This is a genomic window from Halorubrum sp. JWXQ-INN 858 (assembly GCF_009806985.1).
GTDB lineage: Archaea > Halobacteriota > Halobacteria > Halobacteriales > Haloferacaceae > Halorubrum.
This window is the reverse complement of record NZ_WUAX01000014.1, coordinates 114018-133268: the sequence shown is the minus strand read 5'-3', so window position 1 is coordinate 133268 and position 19251 is coordinate 114018. Positions and strand designations below refer to the sequence as shown.

Here is a 19251-nt window from a genome sequence, read left to right as displayed (position 1 = left end):
GTACGTGTAGTGGATGCATCGTGATATCCGAGGCTCGTCTCCGGCGTAGCGCGATCCGGGCTTTGTTATGGATCGGTTGTCGAGTGTAACCACGTACCTACCGTCGGACGGGGACGCAGAGGTCGCAGGGAACGCAGAGGTCGCAGGAAACGCGGAGGACGCAGAGGACGACCGTTGGGGAGGAAGCGTCGTTACCGACCGTCGGAGGACGGCCGTCGAACGACGGCGTACAGGTACGCCGCGGGCTCCCGAAGCCCCGGAAGCCCGTCGTACACCCATAGCGCGGCACACCCCGCGATGAGCACCCACGTCAGGACGACGAATCCGCTCGGATCGCTCGACGTGAGCTCGGCGACGTAGCCGGCGAAGTACTCCGCGAAGGTTCCCGAGAAGCCACCGGGATAATCCGTCTCACCCGACTGCAGCGGCCACAGGACGCGCTCGAACGGGACGTGGCCCCGGCTGACGTACGCCGGAGCGAGGTCCGCCGGGAGGTGGAGCAGGTAGCCCACGGCGAACGCCGCGGCCTCACCGAAGCGTTCCCGAGCGGTTCCGATGGCCACGGCCAGGGCGGCGAGGGGGACGGCGAAGAACACCGAGTGGGCGACCCCGTAGCCCGAGGCGAAGACGCCGAACTCCCACGCGAGCGGCTTGTCGATGAGGTCCGGCAGGACCGACGCGAACACGACGACGATGGCCTCGGGACCCGTCGGCGAGCGACGGGCGAGGAGGTGAACCCCAACGGAGAACGCGAGATACCCGATAACCGCATGTTCCCATGGCCACATGTTTAAGCAAACGGAGGGGCCGGAGCGAAAGCGTATCGATCGGGCTGTGCGGCGGGGTGCATCGGCAGTCGATCACCGATACGGGGCGTTTGTAATGGTGCTACTACCGAAACCGCGGGCATAAACCCTATCGTTCTCGGGGCGAAACACATCGCTAACAAAGCCGATAGTTGCAGAATGCCCTACACGTTGTCGTGATGACACAGGATTTCGAATGTCAGACCAGGACACCCACCCACTACCACAGGACACGGCGTTCGATCTGCTAAGCAACACTCGACGCCGGTTCGTCCTGCGGCGGCTTCAGGGGGTGCCTGAAGGCATCGAGCTCAAGGAGCTGGCGAACGAACTCGCCGCCCGGGAAAACGGCGTCGAGCCGGACGCGTTGAGCTCCCAGCAACGCAAACGGACGTACGTCTCGCTATATCAGACCCACATCCCGAAGCTCGCGGAGGCGGGAGTCGTCGACTATGACGCCGACACCGGGGTCGTAAGCTCAACCGACCGGGTCGATCACCTCGCGCGATACTTCGAATCCGAAGAACCCTCCAGTCGATGGACGATCGTTTACTTCTCTCTCTCGGTTGCCGGGCTCCTGTTGTACGCGATCACGGTATTCCTCAGCGTCCCGATCGTGGACCCGATCTACGTCGCGATCGGTGGGCTCCTCCTGGTGGCGGTGACGAGCGTCGTACACTACCTCTACACGGACGGCGGCTTGGGCGCAAAGCGAACGAACATCCCGGCACACGACGAATGAGGGGTTGACGTGTCCGAAAACTGGGACGACATCGGCTTCGTTATCAGCTCACAGTACCGCGTAACGGTGCTCAGCCGGCTCGCGATGGGGCCGTCGACGCCCTCACAGATCGCCGACGACGAGGGGATCGACATCGCTGCGGTCTCACACGCCCTGACGAGCCTCCGTGACCGGGGGTTCGTCGAGCTGCTCGTTCCCGAGGACCGCCGGAAAGGCCGCGTATACGGGATCACCGACGACGGCGAGGCGATCTGGCTGACGATCGAGAACGAGGGCCTGCTCGAGGATTAGCAAGGGGCGGCGGACCCGAACACCGAATCGATCGAGGGGATACGCCACGATCGGTCGACGAACCGCTTGGCTGGCGCACCCTATGGCTCTCGCATCGACGAGCGACGTTCGCAGCGTATTTAAATAGTGTTCGTACGGATAAACCGGCCTTCGTAGCGGAGTTAACTGACCTTTGTAGCGGAGTTAACTGGAGTTCGTCCGGGGTTAACTGACGTTCGTGCGGGACTAACTGACGTTCGTACTAGGATTTATCAGTAAAGCGACCGCTATCCGCGACGATGCTGGGTCATTGAACGACAGCCGATCGACCGGACGTCACGCCGCGTCGTCGTCCTCCGTCTCCTCCGGCAGCAACATCGCCGGGTCCCTGGAGTAGCCGGGAGACTGCGCGAAGCGAGCGATACGGTCCAGTTCCTCCTCGGAGAACCACTCTGACATCAGCTATCTATGCAAAGAACAGCATGTTAAACCTGTCGATCACCACAGTAGTGAGATGCTTATCGGATGAGATCGTGTTACACAGTGTATACGTCGATGAGGCCGTCACCGGTGACGGACACCACGTACTCGTCGAGGCGGAACGTCACTTGGGTGCCGTAGCCGCCCGATTGAACGACTGCCGCCAGTGCGTCCGGGTCGACGACTTCCGCGAGGGGCGGCGAGAGCTCGGTCGGTTCGACGCCCGCGACCGTCGAAACCGCCGTGACCACGTCGACGAGGAAGTCCCCGTTCGTTGGGTCGAACGTGAACTGAGAACTCGTTTCGTCGGGAGACGGTTCGGTCGATATATAGTGATCCGGCTGTGTCGCGTTCATCACGTCTGTCGGGATACAGGGCGACGTATTATATAAACATTCACAAGTCGTTGTGAAGGAGACAACCCGCTGAAAAGTTACATCTCGACGAGGACCGCGACGGATCGAGCGTCACCGTCACGTCAACGGGTCGGCCCGGAATCGGGTCACTCGCTGGAGACGTTCCCGACGCTGGGACTCGGCGACGCCGGCGACGCCTCCTGGAGGCGTCGTTCGGCCTCCTCGCGGTCCTCGGGGTAGCCGACGTCGATCCGCCAGCCGTCGAGTTCGACCGCGTCGATGGTGCGTCCCGATTGGATGAGGAGGTCGATGGCGTCGGAGAGCTCGTACTCCCCGCGGTCGGAGGGCTGGACGAGGTTCGTCGCGTGGAAGATCGCCGGCGAGAACGTGTAAAAGCCCGTCATCACGAGGTTCGACGGCGGGTCGTCCGGCTTCTCGATCACCTCGGTGATCTCGCCGTACGCGTTCGTGGCGCAGACGCCGTATCGCGACGCCTCCTCCCACGGCACCTCCTCGACGAGGAACGCCGCGTCGACGCGGCTCTCGCGCTGCCGTTGGGCTACGTCCTCGACGTTCGCCCTGAAGACGTTGTCCCCGAGCATCAACATGAAGTCGTCGTCGACGTGTTCCTCGACCGTGTTGAGCGCGTGGGCCAGCCCGAGCTGCTCCTCCTGGGTGGCGTACGTGATCGGCACGCCGCGGAACTCCTCGCCGTACCGATCGACGACGTCCTCCCCGCGGTAGCCGATGACGACGAGCAGCTCGGACGCCTCGAGGTCGACGAGCTGCTCGAAACAGTGCGTGAGGATCGGCTTCCCGTCCACCTCGACGAGGCCTTTCGGTTTCTCCTCGGTCAGCGGACGGAGCCGCGTTCCCTTGCCGGCGGCGAGTACGACTGCCTGCATGGCTGTAACGGGCCGCCTCGCGACGCTTTGTTATGCCCCGGCTTCGCCGCCCGTGGGCGGGCGTCACGGGATCGTTCGGGGGTAGCAAACGGCTATCGTCGGGAACGTACGCGACGAAGACACGACGCGGGCATGACCCACGACCCGAACACGACCCACGACCCGAACACGACCCCGATCATGGGGACGATCCGACGGCCCGGGAAGCCGATCGTGAGTCGCCGAACGAGCCGATAGCGGTCGGTTCGGGACGGTAACAGCCGGCTACCCCGACTCGGAGACCGCTTCGCGGCGCTCGGGGGCCGGTACCCGACGCATTACAAACAGTTCGAGGCGGGAGGCTCGAACGATGCCAGATACCGTCGATTTTACCGACATCCGCGTCAGCGAGGACGCGATCGAAGCCGTTGAGGACGTGCTCCGGGGCGGCCGATACGTGAAGGGGCCGGTCGTCGAACGGTTCGAGTCGGCCTTCGCGGAGGAGTGTGGCGTCGATCACGCCGTCGGCGTGTCGAGCGGGACCGCGGCGCTCCGACTCGCGTTACAGGCGGCCGACGTCGGCCCGGGCGACGACGTGTTCGTGCCGGGCCATACCTTCTTCGCGACGGTGAGCCCCGTCCTGTCGCTCGGCGCGAACCCCGTGTTCGTCGACGTCGACTCCGAAACGTACACGATGGACCCCGATTCCCTCGCGGACGCCGCCGCGGACGCGGAGAACCCGGCGGCCGTGATCCCGGTCCACATCTACGGCTGCCTCGCGGAGATGGGGGCGATCCGGTCGATCGCGGACGAGCACGACCTGTTCGTCCTCGAGGACGCCTGCCAGGCGCACTTCGGGGATCGGGGCGAGGACGTGGCGGGGGCCGCCGGCGACGCCGGAGCGTTCAGCTTCTACCCTTCGAAGAACATGACCGTCGCCGGCGACGGCGGGATGGTGACGACCGACGACCCGGACCTCGCCCGCGAGATGCGCGAGCTCCGTAACCACGGTCGCGACGACGCCGGGACCCACCTGCACCTCGGGCTGAACTACCGGCTGGACGAGACGAACGCCGCCGTCGGGATCGACCAGCTCGAACGGGTCCGAGACTGGAACGAGCGGCGAAACGCCGCGGCACAGCGCTACACGGAGCGTCTCGCCGACGTCGACGGCGTGGAAACGCCGACGGAGCCGGACGACGCGTTCCACGTGTACCACCTCTACGTGGTCCAAACGGACGACCGCGACGGCCTCCGGGAACACCTGGACGACCGGGGCATCGGAACCGGGATCCACTACGAGACGCCCGCACACCGACACCCGGCCGTCGAGGACCGCACGGACCCCGACACGCTGCCGGTGACCGAGCGGCTCGTCGACCGCATCGTGTCGCTGCCGATGCACCCACGGATCGAGGACGACGAGGTGGACACGGTGTGTGAGGCGATCGCGGGGTATCTCGAATGAACTACGCCGTGATCGGCACCGGCTACTGGGGGAGCAACCACGCCCGCGTCGCCGCGGAGCTGGCCGAGGACGGGGTCATCGACGAGCTCACGCTGTGTGACGTCGACGAGGCGCGGCTCACCGAGCTCGCCGACCGGTACGGAGCCCAGGGGACGACGAGCTACGAGCAGCTCCCCGACTTGGGCGTCGACGCCGCGACCATCTCGACGCCGTCGCCGACGCATCACGAGATCGCGACGTACCTCCTGCGCTCGGGGGTCGACGTGTTGGTGGAGAAGCCGCTGGCGCTCGAGAGCGACGCCGCGTGGGACATCGTCTCGGTCGCCGACGAACACGACGGGACGCTCGCGGTCGGCCACATCTTCCGGCACCATCCGGCGCTGCGCGAGCTGAAACGGCGGATCGACAGGGGCGAACTCGGCCGGATAAAGTACCTGACGACGAGCCGGTTCTCGTTCCGCGTCCCCCGGTCGACGACCGGCGCGCTGTACTCGCTCGCGGTCCACGACGTCGACGTCTCCTCGTATCTCATGGGCGAGGAACCGAACCGCGTCTACTGCTCGCTGGACGCCGTCGTCCGCGAGGACGTCGACGAGACCGCGACGATCGTGTTGGAGTACGACGGGGCGACGAGCGTCATCAGGGAGTCCTGGCAGGTCCCGGTGTTCGGGAAGCGTCGTGACCTCGTGGTCGTGGGATCCGAGAAGTCGGCGTACATCGACTACCTGCAGGACAACGTGCTCGAGGTGTACGACAGTCGGGTCGTCGAGCGCGAGGGGACGCTCCGATCGCTCGAGGAGGGGAAGCAGGTCCACGAGGCTCCGTCGCGGGAGCCGCTCAGGGCCGAGGTCGAGGAGTTCCTCGCCGCCTCCCGCGGGGAGGCGACGCTGCACGCGCCCGGTTCCGTCGGCGCGCGGGCCGTCGAAGTGCTCGAGTCCGCACAGCGGTCGGACGCCACCGGTAACACCGTCGACCTCGATCCGCCCGTCGTCGACGACGCGATTCAGTCGCGGTAGCCGACGATCTCCGCCGGATTGCCCGCGACGATGGCGTCCGGCGGGACGTCGTCGGTAACGACCGCGCCGGCACCGACGAGGGCGTTTTCACCGATCTCGACCGGGAGGAGCGTCGCGTTCGTCCCGATCGCCGCCCCGTCGTGTACGACCGTGGGCTCCCAGCGGTCGGGGTCGCCGCTCGGCGGGTAGACGTCGTTGACGAACTTCGCGCCGTGACTGACGAAGACGTCGTCGCCGATCTCCGAGAGGGACGGGACGAACGCGTGCGACTGGATCCGGGTCCGGTCGCCGACGACGACGTCCGACTGGATCTCGACGAACGACCCGATCATCACCTCGTCGCCGACGGTCGCGCCGTAACAGTTGACGAACCGCCACACCTGACAGTCGCGGCCGAACTCGCAGTCGTCGATCACGCTGAACGGGGCGATCGTCGTCCCCTCGCCGACATCAGTCTCCCGGATCGCTCGCGGTAACTCGGAGCCGTTCGTGCTCATGGAGGCGACACCATCGGTCGACACTAAGGTATACCCCTCCTACCGGGTCGGAGGAGAGGCCGTGACGGGTCCTTACGGCTGCGTCGACGACGCCCCGATCGCATCGGGCCTTACGACTGCGACGACGACGCCCCACCTGCGTCGGGCTCGCCGAGCGTGGCGACGATCTCATCGTGGCGGTCCCACAGCAGCCGAACGTCCGCCGCACGGCGTACGCCGCGGCCGCTGTAGCTCGCCGTCGCGCCGCGCTCTAAACACCGACGGAGCCGGCGGATCCACACGCTCGGCAGGTAGAGGAGGAACGTCGATCGGTCGATCCCCATCGCGGCACAGTATCGCGATATCGAGTCGCTGACGGCGTCCGCGTGCGGGCCGGGCGACGTGAACGCGGCCTCGAGGCCGGCTTCGAGCCCGCCGAACGCGAGCCGGGCGGTCTGGAGACAGAAGAACGCCGGGTCCGCGATCGGGTCGTCGTCGAGCCCGCCCAGCTCCCAGTCGATGACCGCGGTGACCGGGCCGTCGGCCCCGCCGGCGGGATCGACGAACACGTTCTTCGGGTGGAAGTCGCCGTGGCACGGGGCGCGAAACAGCCGTATCGGGCTCTCGACCGGCGGCGGGCCGAGACCGATCTCGGGGAGCGACAGCTCGTCTCGCACCGCGTCTGGCGAGCGCGGCGCGACGGAGGTGGCGCGGGGGCGTTGGAGACGGATCAGCCAATCGATCCCGAGCTCGAGGACGGAGCGGAACCGGTCCGGATCGGCGCTGACGAACGACGAGAGCGGCGTCCCCGGCGCGGGGCGTTCGGCGTACGTGGGCCCGAACCACGTCATGCTCAGCGTCCCGGACGGGATCGTACCCGAAACGCCCGTGGATCCGGGGTCATCCCCGCTAAGCGCCTGAGTCGTTCGAAACTCGTCGAACGCGAACTCCGCGTGCGCGCGCCGGTGGGGGACCTTCACGACCGAGTCGAGCCCGCCCGCGCCGTCGTCGACGAGGACGGTCGATCGACCGCCACCGCGGGTGAGCAACCCCTCGCTGACGGGGTGTCGGTCCTGGTCCGGATTCTGGCGAGCACGGCCCGTGGCCTCCGAACCTCCTGGCGTCCCGTCGCGTGAACAGGCCAGGAGGAACCCCGGCCAGAGCCGGTCCAACACCCCGAGTCGTCCGGCGAGCGACGCTGTCCGCGTCGCGAGCCGATCGCCGAGCGAGCCGCCCTCACCGGCCGCGATCAGTCGGTCGGTTGCCGCCGTGTCGCCGACCCGGAGGACGAACGAGGGGTCGACGGCGTCCGGAACCATCGCGTATCGATCGACCGACGGGAACCGGTCCCGGTCGATGGGGTCGATGACCCCGGACAGCAGTTGCCGCGTCGCATCGACCGGCGAGGGCGAGTCGTCCAAGGGCGTCCCCAGTCCCGCGGCGGTCGTGACGCCGGCGGACCGTGTCGGGCCGTCGATCAGGAGCAGCAACGAGCCGTCGGCCGCCAGCGGTTCGGCGAGGGCGTCGACGGCGTCTCCGAGCGAGTCCGGTCGGTGTCGTCCACGGAGGTCGGCGACGACGACGTCGTACGGTTCCGTCGGCTCCGGCAGGGTCCGGAGGTCGGCGTGGATGGGCGTGACGCGGTCGTGACACGCGTAGTCGTCACGGGCCGCGAGGAACCGAAGCGCCTCGGGGCTCGTCCCGGCGGCGTCGACGGAGTCGACCACCTCGGCGAGCAGCAGCGCCCGCGTGCCGACGCCCGTGTTGACGTCGAGACACCGCCCGCGGAGGTGCGAGCTGACGGGGATCCGCCACGCGCCGGCCGGGTCGACGAACAGCGCGTTCCGTTCGTCCCGTCCGCCGTCCGGGAACGCGTCGGCGAGCACCGCACGCATCGGTCGCGTCGCCAGCTCGTCCGCGAGCGCGTCGAGGGTTTCGGCATCGATTCCGCGGGGCTCGCGCTCAACGGACGTCCAGCTCGGGACCCCGTCGCGGACCGCGGAGGGCTCGTCGACGAAGCGGCGCGTATCGGGTCCGCTCACGGGATCGGCATCGACAGGCCGGCTCATTGTCGGGTTCCCGGCTGCCGGCGCGTTAGTTAGCCGTCCCCTACCGAGCCTGACGGGCCCGCGCCGACGCGCCGGCGCACATCGGCGCGTCAGTTGTCCATCGACACGTCGTCGCACACCGGTACATCAATTTTCCATCGGCACACCGGCACACACCGGCACATCACGGCGCCCACCCTCACACCATGTCGGTCGGGAACGACAGATCGACGTTCCGTCGCACGACGTCGCTTTCCGTGAGCACGAGCGGGCGGCCGCCGACCTCGACGCGGGCGTCCGTGAGGGACCCGTCGACACACCGGCGGAACTCAACGCCGTCGCGGCCCCGAGCAGGCTGGCGAACGTCGATCCGGTCGAGGTGGCTGCCGTCGCGTTCGACGACGCGGATCGCTTCGAGCCCGGTCGCGTCGCCACGGACGACGAGATCCGAGACCTGCAGCGACGTGTCGACGCCCGCCTTGAGGAAAGCGCTCGACGGCGACTTCGCACGGACCGCGATCACGTCGTCCGCGTCGACCCGGACCGTCGTCGATCGAACGATCCCCCTCGCGAGCTGGGAGGAAAGCTCGATGGCACCGTCACTGTACGTGGCGTCGAGCATGTCGACGTAGCAGTTCCGGACGACCGCGGGCTCCGAGTCGGGTTGGGGTTCGTAATCCGTCAAGCGGATCCCACGCATGTTGTCGAACTCCCGATGTCGGTCGTCACAGCGAACGTAGACGTTCTGGACGAGCGACCCACCGCGTACCCGTACGTTCGCGATCCCGGAGTTCTGGAACGAGCCGCCGTCGACGACGATCCGTCCCATGGGCGGGTCTGCGTACAGCCCGTTGTCAGGAAACCCAGATATTTGACAGTTCTTGAACGTGATCGAACCGCGGCTGTTGTTGCCGACGTAACAGCCGGTTATCCCGGTACCCGCTTCCGCGCCGTCCGGGAGTCGAAGCTCGTCGACGAGGCCGGATCCGTCGGCGGTCGTCACGTCGACGCGAGCGAGGCTCGGCCCACGGTCGACGGTTCCCTCCGCGGAGACGTCACGAACGAGGAGGCCATCCCTGGCCTGTGCGTTGAACATCCGACCGCTCGCTCCGTCCTTCGAGTAATCGAACGAGATCCCCTCGAGGTGGAGCTCCTCTCCGCGGTCGCGGCCGTCGAGCTGGAACAGCTGGGCGTCGGTTCCCGGATCCGGGACGATCGTCGCCTCCGGGCCGTAGATCCCGAAGCGCTCGAACCCCTCGACGGACCACGAGTCGTCTATTCGGTACCGTCCCTCGGGGAGGTAAACGAGCGTCCCGTCCGGATCGATGTCGACGAGCGTGGACAACAGCGAGTCCTCGCCCGACGGGTCCGCCCCACGGTCGGTGACGTCGATGACGCGCTCGAACCGGTCGAACACCTCCGGCTCTGTCGGGGGGTTCGGGGTCGACCGGGCCGGCGTCGACGGCGACGAGTTCTCGGCGTCGTCGCCACAGCCCGCGAAGGCGGTCGCGGTGAGCCCGGCTCCGGTACGATACAACACCTCCCGTCGGTTCATTGCCCGTCGGTCGGATCGGCGCGGATCGCCTCCGTCTCGACGAGCCCCGTCCGAAGGATGTCCCCCCACACGCCCGATCCGCGCTCGGTGAGGTCGTATATCCGTTGTTTTCGCTGGTCGTCCGGGACCAGGAGCTCGACGAGCGAGCGCTCCTCGAGGTTCCGAAGCGCCCGGGAGACGTGCGTGATCGACATGCCCTTTCGATCGGCGATCTCTGTCGGCGTAGAGGGACCCCCTTCGAGTCGCTCACAGACGGCGATCCGGTACTTCGAGCTAATGACGTAGCCGATCGCGTCCCAGTCGGGATCCATTACCGGAAGGATCCGAGGGGACGACTTTACTATACAGTCGATACCGGCGTTATCCCCGTGTTACCGGCGGGTGAGAAAGGGATTACACCCATACGTGCGTAAAGACAATTAATCGAACGTAGGCGGTCACTACCGTTGGCGGTGGCTACCGGTCACTCGACGTCCGAGAACACGGCCTCGCCGGGAGCTGTCCTGGACCCGGCGGCGAGCGTCACGCCCGCGTTCAAGCTGGTATCGATCCCTGTTTTCGAGTCCGGCCCGGCGACGACTCCGAACTTGCGCCGCCCCGTCGAGACGCGTCGCTCCCCGACCGAGACGCTCACCGGGGCACCGTCGTGCCTGAGGTTCGCGACGTTCGTTCCGGCACCGAAGTTGACCCCCCGGCCGAGCACGCTGTCGCCGACGTACGAGAGGTGGCCGACGCTCGCATCGGCCATGAGAACGCTCCGTTTGACCTCGACGGCGTGGCCCACGTGCGCCCCGGGACCGATCGCCACCGGGCCGCGGAGGTACGCGTTCGGGCCGATGGAGCTGTCCGCACCGAGGAGCGCCGGTCCCTCGATCACCACCCCGGAGCCGACGGTGGCGCCCTCCTCGACGACGACCGGCCCCTCGATCGTCGCGTTCGGGTGAACGGATCCCTCCTGACGGGACTCGATCGCCTGCAGCCGTCGCTCGTTCGCCTCGAGCAGCTCCCACGGGTGGCCGACGTCCATCCACTCGGTGAAGGGGACGGTGCGGACCGATCGCTGGTCGATCAGGCGGTCGAGGACGTCGGTCAGTTCTCGCTCCCCCCGCTCGGTCACGGGGACGTCGAGTAGGTCGACCGCGTCCGCGGGAAAGGTGTACGCCCCCGCGTTGATCGTCCGCGACGGGGGATCCTCCGGCTTCTCCACGATCCCCGTGACGATCCCGTTGTCGGTGAGGACGACGCCGTACGACGTCGGGTCGTCGACCCGATACGTCCCGATACGCGGGACGCCCGAGAAGAGCTCCGCCAAGTCGGCCGCGTCGTATAAGGTGTCCCCGTTCAGTACGGCGAAGGGGCCGTCGATGCGCTCGGCCGCGGCCGCGACGGCGTCGGCCGTCCCGACCTGTTCAGACTGCTCCGCGTACGCGACGGGGACCCCGCGGCGTTCGGAACCGAGGTACTCCTCGATCGACGAGCCCTGGTAGCCGACGGTCACGACGAGTTCGGTGGCACCGGCGTCGATCGCCGCGTCGGCCACGCCAGCCACCAACGGCTGGCCGGCAACCGGGAGCATCGGCTTCGGGTGCGCCGCGGTGAGCGGCCCCATTCGTGTGCCCTGTCCCGCCGCGAGGATGACGACCTGCATGCCCCACCGTTCCCGAACCCAGTTGTTTAGTATACACCGGCTACATCGCCCGATTGTGTACCCGATCCCGCACCGACCGCCTCACGACGGTAGTCTCGCGACGACGACGTACGACGGTGGCCTCACGACGATAGTCCCACGGTCGGCGGTTTCGGTCGGGCGTTAGGAAACGTATTACAAACAGGGGAATGGGCGTCACCCTTGATAAGCCATGAACCCGACCGGGGAACCCAGGGAACACGAGTCGTCGATCGAGGCGACGATCGTGAAGTACGACGACGGCCCGGACGAGTGTACGCTTCACCCGACCGACCCGACCGAGTCCCAACGACTTACCGAGTGGCTTACGGCGAAGCAGGGGACGTACGTCTCGCTCGCCTCCTGGCGGTGAGTCGCGGAGGCTGCCCCCGTCGGGCTGGCATCAGATGACCTCGGTAGCCACGAGCTCGCGGAGCCCGCGTCGGATCCGCTGGGACGTCGCGGTGTCCGAAACGCCGAGTTCGCTCGACAGCTCCTGGAGGGTGGTCCGGCGAGGGACCTCGAAGTAGCCGGCGTCGAGGGCGGCACGGAGCGTCTCGCGTTGACAGCTCGTGAGCGCCGCGGCCGCCCCGTGGTCCGTCGTTCGAACCCCTTCGTGGAGACGCTCTATCGTGACGTCCAAGCCGCGTTCGGCCCAGTATCGATGACACGATCCGAGCCGGTCGCGGCTCTCGAACCGAACGACGAGGCTCCAACCGTCGGCGCGTCCGACCCCGCGGAGACACGTCGCCCCCGGTCCGGTGATCGAGCAAGCCACCGGGACGGCCTCCCGGTTCCAGCCGACGGCGATCAGGGAGCCGCCGTCGACCGGATCGAGCCGCGAGATGCCCGCCGCCGTCGGATCGGCATCGACGGTCTCCCGAAGCCACCCCGCGTCGGTCGACGACACCCAGAGGAACGGGCTGATCCCTTCGCCGAACGGGACCATCCGTTCGAGTTCGACCCTGACTTCGGGCCGTGTCGTGAGGACCCGTGGGAGCAGGAAGTCGTCGACCGCGACGGTGAGCTTGGTACAGACCGTCATGTAGGGATGTTCCGCCCCACACCAGCGACCTATCTTGTTATATCCGAGATACCGTCGGTAGCCGTACCGTGACTGGCCGATACGGCATTTATGGACCGGATCAGTGCACTGACGGCGGCGCACACGAGCCCCCGACGACGTGGCACGCGGAGATCCCGGAACCAGCCCCGTCGGCGCCTCGGATCGACTCGGAACCAGCCCCGTCGACACCTCGATCGACTCCCGTCAAAGCCCCGGTATCAGCCTCATCGACACCCTGGGAGCAGCCTCGTCGGCGTGAGCGCTTAAACGGGTTCGAGCGCGAGGTACAACACGTAACCCCTCTCCCGGAGTGGACACATATCCATGCCAGACTGTAACAGATGTGGGTCGTTCGTCACGTCGAACTTTACGCGAGTGTTCGGGAACAACGAGAGCGAGGTGTACGGCTGCCACCACTGCATGGCGCACGCGAACCTGATCGACGGGGAAGCCGCAGAGCCAACGGGGTAGTTCCGTCTCCGGAGGGATCCGTCGGTCGAGCGTTTCACTGACTGCATCGGTCAGTCGGTCGCAAATCGACCGTCCACCGCGTCGACACACCTCGACATCGAGACGGTCACGTCGTCAGAACCTCGGTCGGTTGGCGACGTATAACAATGTACGCAGTCCGCCGAGCGGGAACCGATGGTACGTCATCGGTTGCGTCCTCGCGGGAGGAAACGGTCCCCGTCACGTCCCCGGCTCCGGACGAAACGTCCGGGGAGGAATGGATGACGGTCGCGGTCGTCGGGAGCGGCTACGTGGGAACCACGCTCGCGGCGTGTCTCGCCGATCTCGGACACCGAGTCACCGCCGTCGACATCGACGAGTCTGTCGTCGAGACGATCAACGCCGGATCGGTTCCCGCTCACGAGCCGGGGCTCGACGAGTTGGTCGAGACGCACGCGGGCGACCGTCTCCGGGCCACCACACGTTCGGACGCGGTCGCCGACGCCGACGTCGTCTTCCTCGCCGTCGGGACCCCCTCCGCCCCCGACGGAAGCGTCGACGTGGCCCCGATCGCCGACGCCACGCGAGCCGCCGCCGACGCGCTCGCCGACGTCGATGACCGCCGGCTCGTCGTCGTCAAGAGCACGGTCCCGCCGCCCGAGATCGATCGCCTCCGGTCGATCCTCGACGACCGCGCCGGGGACGCGGTCGAGCTGGCAACCAATCCCGAGTTCCTCCGCGAGGGGACCGCCGTCGACGACTTCCTCTCGCCGGACAAGCTGGTTTTCGGGACGGAGTCGGCCTGGGCGACCGAGACCCTCGCGTCGGTGTACGACCGACTGCGGGACGGCGAGCGCGTTCCGATCGTCGACGTCGACCCCGAAACGGCGATGATGGTGAAGTACGCGAACAACGCGGTCCTCGCCGCGAAGGTGTCGCTGGCGAACGAGATCGGGAACGTCTGTAAGGAGTTCGGGCTCGACGCGTACGCCGTCCTCGCGGCGGTGGGGCTCGACGACCGGGTGAGCGAGCGCTTCCTCCGGTCCGGGGTGGGTTGGGGCGGGTCCTGTTTCCCGAAGGACCTCTCGGCGCTGATCGCGGCCGCCGACGCGGAGGGATACGACGCGCCGCTGCTACGGGCGGCGGTCGAGGTGAACGACCGGCAGCCGGAGCGGCTCCTGTCGCTTCTGGAGGCGCACGGCGACGTCGCCGACGATCGGATCGCGGTGCTCGGGCTCGCGTTCAAGCCGGGGACGGACGACGTCCGGAACTCCCGTGCGATCCCCGTGATACGCGGACTCCGCGCACGGGGAGCCGACGTCGTCGCCTACGACCCGGTCGCGACCGAGCCGATGCGGGAGCTGCTGCCCGAGGTGACGTACGCCGACTCGGCCGCCGCGGCGCTCGACCGTGCGGACGGAGCCGTCGTGGTGACCGGGTGGGACGAGTTCGCCGCCCTCGACGACGCGTTCGACCGCATGGACCGGCCGGTCGTCGTCGACGGTCGACGGGTGATCGAACGGCGCGACGGGATCGTTTACGAGGGGTTGACATGGCCGGCGTGACGCCGGTTCGGCGCGTCCGTCGAACGGTTCGCAGCGTCCGTCGGACGGTTCGCCGCGTCCGTCGAACGGTTCGCCGCGTAGGCAGGGTCCCAGAGCCGGGCGATCCTCGTGGGGGGCGGTCGTGAGCCTGTTCGACCGGCTCCGCGGCGGTACGGGCCAGGATGGCGGCGATGGCGACGACGGCGACAGCGACGACGACCCACGCGTCGTCTTCCTCGGTCTCGACGGAGTCCCGTACGACCTCGTCGTCGACCATCCCGACGTGTTCGAGAACCTCCACCGGATCGCCGAGGGCGGAACGCTCTCGCGGCTGTCGAGCGTCGTGCCGCCGGAGTCGAGCGCGTGTTGGCCGTGTCTCACGACGGGAGTCAACCCGGGGAAGACCGGCGTGTACGGCTTCCAGGACCGGGCGGTCGGGAGCGACGAGACGTACATCCCGACCGGGAAGGACGTCCGCGCCGACCGCGTCTGGGATCACGTAACGCGCGCGGGAAAGGCCGCGACGGTGCTGAACGTTCCGGTAACGTTCCCGCCACAGCGTGACGTCCAGCGGATGGTGTCGGGGTTCCTCTCGCCGTCGATCCGGGACGCCTCCAGCGACCCCGCCGTCGCCGACGTCCTCGACCGATACGGCTACGCGATCGACGTCGACACGAGCCTCGGACACGGCGACGACACCGACGCCTTCCTCGAGAACGCGCGGGAGACGCTCGAAGCCCGGTATCGGACGTTCGACCACTACCTCGCCGAGGACGACTGGGACCTGTTCTTCGGGGTGTTCATGACGACCGATCGGGTCAATCACTTCCTGTTCGGGGACTACGCGAACGACCGACCCGAGACCGAAGGGTTCCTCGAGTTCTATCGGACCCTCGACCGGTACGTGGGGCGACTGTACGACCGACTGGACGACGACACGACGCTCGTAATCGCCTCCGATCACGGGTTCACCGACCTCGTGTACGAGGTGAGCTGCAACGAATGGCTCGCCCGGCAGGGGTACCTGACCTACGGGACCGACGATCCGGACGGGATCGGCGACCTCGGCGACGAGACCGAGGTGTACTCGCTCATTCCCGGTCGGTTCTTCGTCGACGTCGACGGGGCGGCCGCGTACGAGGCGGTTCGGAGCCGACTCATCGCGGACCTCGAGGCGTTGACGGGTCCGGACGGCTCCCCCGTCTGTGCGACGGTTTATAAGGGCGAGGAGGTGTTCGACGGGCCGACCACGGACATCGCGCCCGACGTCGTCGTCGTCCCCGAGGACGGGTTCGACCTCAAGTCGGGGTTCGGGCGGAAGGACGCGGTGTTCACCAGCGGGCCACGAAACGGGATGCACAAGTTCTCGAACGCGTGTCTGATCACCGATGACGACCGGATCGTCGCAGACGGCGCGGATCTATACGACATCGCCCCCACGCTGCTCGACCTGCTCGACGTCCCTAGGGGGACCGTTACCTTCGACGGAGCGAGCCTGCTGGAGCGACGAGGAACGGACCGGCGGTAAGGTCCGCATAATGAAACCAGCGGGTATGGTTATGATAGACATGCCTCCAACCGTTGTCGTCGGACTCGACGGTGCGACGTTCGATCTGATCGGTCCCTGGATGGAACGCGGTGACCTCCCGGCGCTTCGCCGGATCGTCGACGGAGGGATCCACGGCGAGTTGCAGTCCGTGTTACCGCCCGTGACCTCGCCGAACTGGAAGGCGTACGCGACCGGGAAGAACCCCGGCAAGTTGGGGATCTACTGGTGGCAGAACGTCGACGTGCGGAACCGCCGAGTGTACCTCCCGCGGGAGCGGTATCACGAGCAGACGGAGTACTGGGAGATCCTCGCCGAACAGGACCGTGTCGGCGTCATAAACGTTCCGACGACGTACCCGCCGAAGGACGTCGGTGAGTTCCTGATCGCCGGCCCCCCGGACGGACACAACGAGGGCTACGCGACTCCCCCGTCGCTCGAGCGCCGACTGAACGAGGAGTTCGACTACCGGGTGCGGAAGCGTGGAATGCTTCACGACGGCAACCCCGAGGCGTACGAGGAGGTCCTCGACCTGATCGACCTCCGGTTTCGCGTGGCTCGGCAACTGTTCGAGGAGTACGACCTCTCCTTTCTGCAAGTGACGACGTTCTACCTCAACTCCCTCCACCACCACCTCTGGGACGGCGCGGACACCAAGCGTGGGTGGGAGATCGTCGACGACCACCTGTCGGCGCTGCTCGACGCCGATGTCGATCTCGTGTTGATGAGCGACCACGGTCACGCGCCGATAGAAACCGTGTTCAACGTCAACGCGTGGTTAGAGCGCCAGGGCTATCTACAGTACGACAGCGCGGTCGCCGACACGCTCTACTCCGCCGGGATCAACGCCGATCGATTGAAACGGGTTCTCATCCGTGCCGACGACGTCGTCCCGATAACCGATCTCCGCGGCGTCGCGGAGCGGTTCGCGCCTCAGTGGTTCCTGAACCGGCTGCCGAACGAAAGCGGCGAGCTCGGGGGAAGCAAACACGAAGCGATCGACTGGGACGCATCTGTGGCCGTCGGCAGCGCCCAGGGGCCGGTGTACCTGATCGTCGACCCCGAAAGCCCCCGGTACGAACGGGTTCGTGAGGAGCTCATGGAAGCGTTCGGGTCGCTCCGCGATCCCCTCGGTCGACCGGTCGCGAGCGCCGTGCATCGTGGCGAAGAGGTGTACCACGGGCCGTACGTCGAGAGCGGACCGGACATCGTGATCGAGAAGTCCGACCACGTGAACGTCCGGGAAGGGCTCGGAAGCGACGAGGTGTTCCCCACCGTCGACCCGAACTGGAGCGGCGTCAACACGAGGCGGGGGATCTTCGCCGCCATCGGACCGTCGTTTCGTACGGGGACCGTCGACGACCTGTCGATACTCGACCTCGCCCCGACGTTGTTGTCGTTACGCGGCGCACCGGTCCCGGACGACATGGACGGTCGCGTACGAACGTCGTTGTTCGCTGACAGCGTCGAAGCGCCGTAGGGGGGACGAAGCGCCTACGGCTCGGCGTCGACGGCGATCGTCAGGTCGAACGGTTCGTCGGCCGCCGCCGAGTCCGGGTCGAGGTACCCCATCGCGAAAGCCGTGTACGCGGTCCCACTGTCGAGGTCGACGTCGAAGGAGGCAACGACGTCGGACTCGCCGGCTGGTAACACGTCGAGCGTGTACGATCCGGCCGGCACGGTCGTGTCCTCGCTCGCGGTTCCGAACACGAGGTCGGTAAAGAGGAGGTCTCCGCTCTCGTCGTCGTCCTCACCCTCGTCCCCGTTCTCGTCATCGTCCTCACCGTCGTCCCCGTTCCCCTCGTCATCGTTCTCATCGCCGTTCCCGTCCTCACCGTCGTTCCCGTTTTCGTCGTTGTCGTCGTTCTCACCGTCGTCCTCATCGCCGCCCCCGTTCGCTTCCGTCCGAACCGCGATGTCCACGTCGGGGGCGTCCGGCGACGCGTGAACCGCCTTGATCCGAGCGTCGTCCGCACCGACGTCCGAGGCGTCGTCGCTGATCGTCACCACCTCGAACGTGTCGGCCTCGAGTTCACCCAGCGCGACGAGCGACGTCGCCGTGCCGTCGTCGACGGTGACCTCCTCCTCGAACACGACGGTGTCCGGATCGTCCGCGGCGGTGATCATCACGTCGTAGCTCCCGCCCGGGACGGTGAGGTAGTCGCTGACCGTTCGGAACGGGACGTCCTCTAGGACGGGGTCGTCGTCCACGTACACGTCGACGTTCGGCGCGTCCGGCGACGCGTGAACCGCCCGAACGAGGGTCTCACCCTCGTCCTCGTCGTCCGGCGTCTCTTCTTCGTCCGGCGTCTCTTCGTCGTCCGGAGTTTCCTCTTCGTCGGGCGTTTCCTCCTCGTCCGGCGTCTCCTCGTCGAGGCCGTCGTCCTCGGGGAGTTCCTCGTCCGGGTCGTCAGCACAGCCCGCCGCCGCGATCACGGTTACTCCCGCGAGGGTACCAACGAACCGCCGTCTCGAGGTCGGCATCCGAACCATACGTGGCAGTTATCCAACCAATACAAAGCAGTTCTTTCCATATGTTTGGGTTTGCGTTGATTTACTTGTCCCCTAGTGACCGATCCTCGGTACTGAATCGAAGGGAGGCGCGGTCCGTTTCGACGACGTGGGTCGTTCAACCCGGCTTACGGAACACACGATGATTCATGAGTAACGTTACCATTGATGTTGACCGGGCTACCGTTGCGGGCGGAGCCATTAACGAAGTCAGACGAACGCGAACGGGAGGTCGAAATGACGAGACGACCGCGACAGTCGGGACAGCAGCCGGAACGGGCGGGTAACGAGCGATCCGAACGATCGAGTCAGCGACCGAAAGGGATACCGGGGTCGTCGCTTCCGTTTACCCGGCGGCGCGTTCTCG

Annotated in this window: 20 protein-coding genes; 9 read left to right on the top strand and 11 right to left on the bottom strand. The window is 67.0% G+C overall.

From position 1 onward, the window contains the following. Nucleotides 1-191: 191 nt before the first annotated feature. The gene (locus GRS48_RS11680) at nt 192-788 is read right to left on the bottom strand and encodes a metal-dependent hydrolase (RefSeq protein ID WP_159486681.1); all 597 of its coding nucleotides are present in this window, start codon (nt 786-788) and stop codon (nt 192-194) included. A gap of 214 nt (nt 789-1002) precedes the next feature. On the opposite strand from GRS48_RS11680, the gene GRS48_RS11675 reads away from it, so the two are divergent. After that, complete coding sequence (locus GRS48_RS11675) at nt 1003-1548, top strand: hypothetical protein (RefSeq protein WP_159486680.1); 546 nt, start codon at nt 1003-1005, stop codon at nt 1546-1548. Nucleotides 1549-1557: 9 nt separating this feature from the next. Next, nucleotides 1558-1839 carry a winged helix-turn-helix domain-containing protein gene (locus GRS48_RS11670; RefSeq protein ID WP_321168421.1) on the top strand — a complete coding sequence of 94 codons (282 nt, stop codon included), beginning with the start codon at nt 1558-1560 and terminating at the stop codon, nt 1837-1839. A gap of 315 nt (nt 1840-2154) precedes the next feature. Here GRS48_RS11670 and GRS48_RS15335 read toward each other — a convergent pair whose 3' ends face one another. From GRS48_RS15335 to aglF, 3 genes are all read right to left on the bottom strand, one after another. Further along, entirely contained in the window at nt 2155-2277 is a 123-nt protein-coding gene (locus GRS48_RS15335) for a hypothetical protein (RefSeq protein WP_255473106.1), read from the bottom strand. Between the two features lie 77 nt (nt 2278-2354). After that, nucleotides 2355-2654 carry a HalOD1 output domain-containing protein gene (locus tag GRS48_RS11665; RefSeq protein WP_235028064.1) on the bottom strand — a complete coding sequence of 100 codons (300 nt, stop codon included), beginning with the start codon at nt 2652-2654 and terminating at the stop codon, nt 2355-2357. 146 nt (nt 2655-2800) lie between these two features. Then, nucleotides 2801-3559, bottom strand: coding sequence for a UTP--glucose-1-phosphate uridylyltransferase AglF (gene aglF, locus GRS48_RS11660; RefSeq protein ID WP_159486676.1), 759 nt, complete (start codon nt 3557-3559; stop codon nt 2801-2803). 349 nt (nt 3560-3908) lie between these two features. Here aglF and GRS48_RS11655 point away from each other — a divergent pair, with 349 nt between their 5' ends. Next, entirely contained in the window at nt 3909-5006 is a 1098-nt protein-coding gene (locus GRS48_RS11655) for a DegT/DnrJ/EryC1/StrS aminotransferase family protein (protein WP_159486674.1), read from the top strand. Beyond that, on the top strand, nt 5003-6022 hold the full coding sequence (locus tag GRS48_RS11650; RefSeq protein ID WP_159486672.1) for a Gfo/Idh/MocA family protein: 1020 nt from the start codon (nt 5003-5005) through the stop codon (nt 6020-6022). The genes GRS48_RS11655 and GRS48_RS11650 overlap by 4 nt, the downstream gene beginning before the upstream one ends. Here GRS48_RS11650 and GRS48_RS15330 read toward each other — a convergent pair. The 5 genes from GRS48_RS15330 to glmU form a co-directional block, all read right to left on the bottom strand. Further along, nucleotides 6010-6519 carry an acyltransferase gene (locus tag GRS48_RS15330; protein ID WP_159486670.1) on the bottom strand — a complete coding sequence of 170 codons (510 nt, stop codon included), beginning with the start codon at nt 6517-6519 and terminating at the stop codon, nt 6010-6012. The two genes, GRS48_RS11650 and GRS48_RS15330, sit on opposite strands and share 13 nt — an antisense overlap. A 110-nt stretch (nt 6520-6629) precedes the next feature. Continuing rightward, a complete protein-coding gene (locus tag GRS48_RS15390; RefSeq protein ID WP_159486668.1) occupies nt 6630-8540 on the bottom strand; it encodes a phosphotransferase in 1911 nt (636 codons plus the stop codon). Nucleotides 8541-8745: 205 nt separating this feature from the next. After that, a complete protein-coding gene (locus GRS48_RS11635) occupies nt 8746-10101 on the bottom strand; it encodes a hypothetical protein (RefSeq protein WP_159486666.1) in 1356 nt (451 codons plus the stop codon). Beyond that, on the bottom strand, nt 10098-10412 hold the full coding sequence (locus GRS48_RS11630; RefSeq protein ID WP_159486664.1) for a winged helix-turn-helix domain-containing protein: 315 nt from the start codon (nt 10410-10412) through the stop codon (nt 10098-10100). The genes GRS48_RS11635 and GRS48_RS11630 overlap by 4 nt, the downstream gene beginning before the upstream one ends. A 152-nt stretch (nt 10413-10564) precedes the next feature. Continuing rightward, nucleotides 10565-11749 (bottom strand): bifunctional sugar-1-phosphate nucleotidylyltransferase/acetyltransferase, encoded by a 1185-nt coding sequence (gene glmU, locus GRS48_RS11625; protein ID WP_159486662.1) that lies wholly within the window; start codon nt 11747-11749, stop codon nt 10565-10567. 211 nt (nt 11750-11960) lie between these two features. Between glmU and GRS48_RS11620 the strand changes: the two genes are divergently transcribed. After that, nucleotides 11961-12140: a hypothetical protein gene (locus GRS48_RS11620; protein WP_159486660.1), complete on the top strand. Its 180-nt coding sequence runs from the start codon at nt 11961-11963 to the stop codon at nt 12138-12140. A 30-nt stretch (nt 12141-12170) separates the two neighbouring features. Here the strand turns inward: GRS48_RS11620 and GRS48_RS11615 are convergent, their stop codons facing one another. Further along, the gene (locus tag GRS48_RS11615; protein ID WP_159486658.1) at nt 12171-12812 is read right to left on the bottom strand and encodes a helix-turn-helix domain-containing protein; all 642 of its coding nucleotides are present in this window, start codon (nt 12810-12812) and stop codon (nt 12171-12173) included. Between the two features lie 345 nt (nt 12813-13157). Between GRS48_RS11615 and GRS48_RS15120 the strand changes: the two genes are divergently transcribed. The 4 genes from GRS48_RS15120 (at nt 13158) to GRS48_RS11600 (ending at nt 17853) form a co-directional block, all read left to right on the top strand. After that, nucleotides 13158-13304 (top strand): hypothetical protein, encoded by a 147-nt coding sequence (locus tag GRS48_RS15120; protein WP_200840265.1) that lies wholly within the window; start codon nt 13158-13160, stop codon nt 13302-13304. A 260-nt stretch (nt 13305-13564) separates the two neighbouring features. After that, nucleotides 13565-14848 (top strand): UDP-glucose/GDP-mannose dehydrogenase family protein, encoded by a 1284-nt coding sequence (locus tag GRS48_RS11610; protein ID WP_159486656.1) that lies wholly within the window; start codon nt 13565-13567, stop codon nt 14846-14848. A 121-nt stretch (nt 14849-14969) separates the two neighbouring features. Then, nucleotides 14970-16355 carry an alkaline phosphatase family protein gene (locus GRS48_RS11605; RefSeq protein WP_321168420.1) on the top strand — a complete coding sequence of 462 codons (1386 nt, stop codon included), beginning with the start codon at nt 14970-14972 and terminating at the stop codon, nt 16353-16355. Between the two features lie 40 nt (nt 16356-16395). Continuing rightward, nucleotides 16396-17853 carry an alkaline phosphatase family protein gene (locus GRS48_RS11600; protein WP_159486654.1) on the top strand — a complete coding sequence of 486 codons (1458 nt, stop codon included), beginning with the start codon at nt 16396-16398 and terminating at the stop codon, nt 17851-17853. A gap of 14 nt (nt 17854-17867) precedes the next feature. Here the strand turns inward: GRS48_RS11600 and GRS48_RS15115 are convergent, their stop codons facing one another. Continuing rightward, the gene (locus GRS48_RS15115; protein WP_235028059.1) at nt 17868-18866 is read right to left on the bottom strand and encodes a DUF4397 domain-containing protein; all 999 of its coding nucleotides are present in this window, start codon (nt 18864-18866) and stop codon (nt 17868-17870) included. Between the last annotated feature and the right edge of the window lie 385 nt (nt 18867-19251).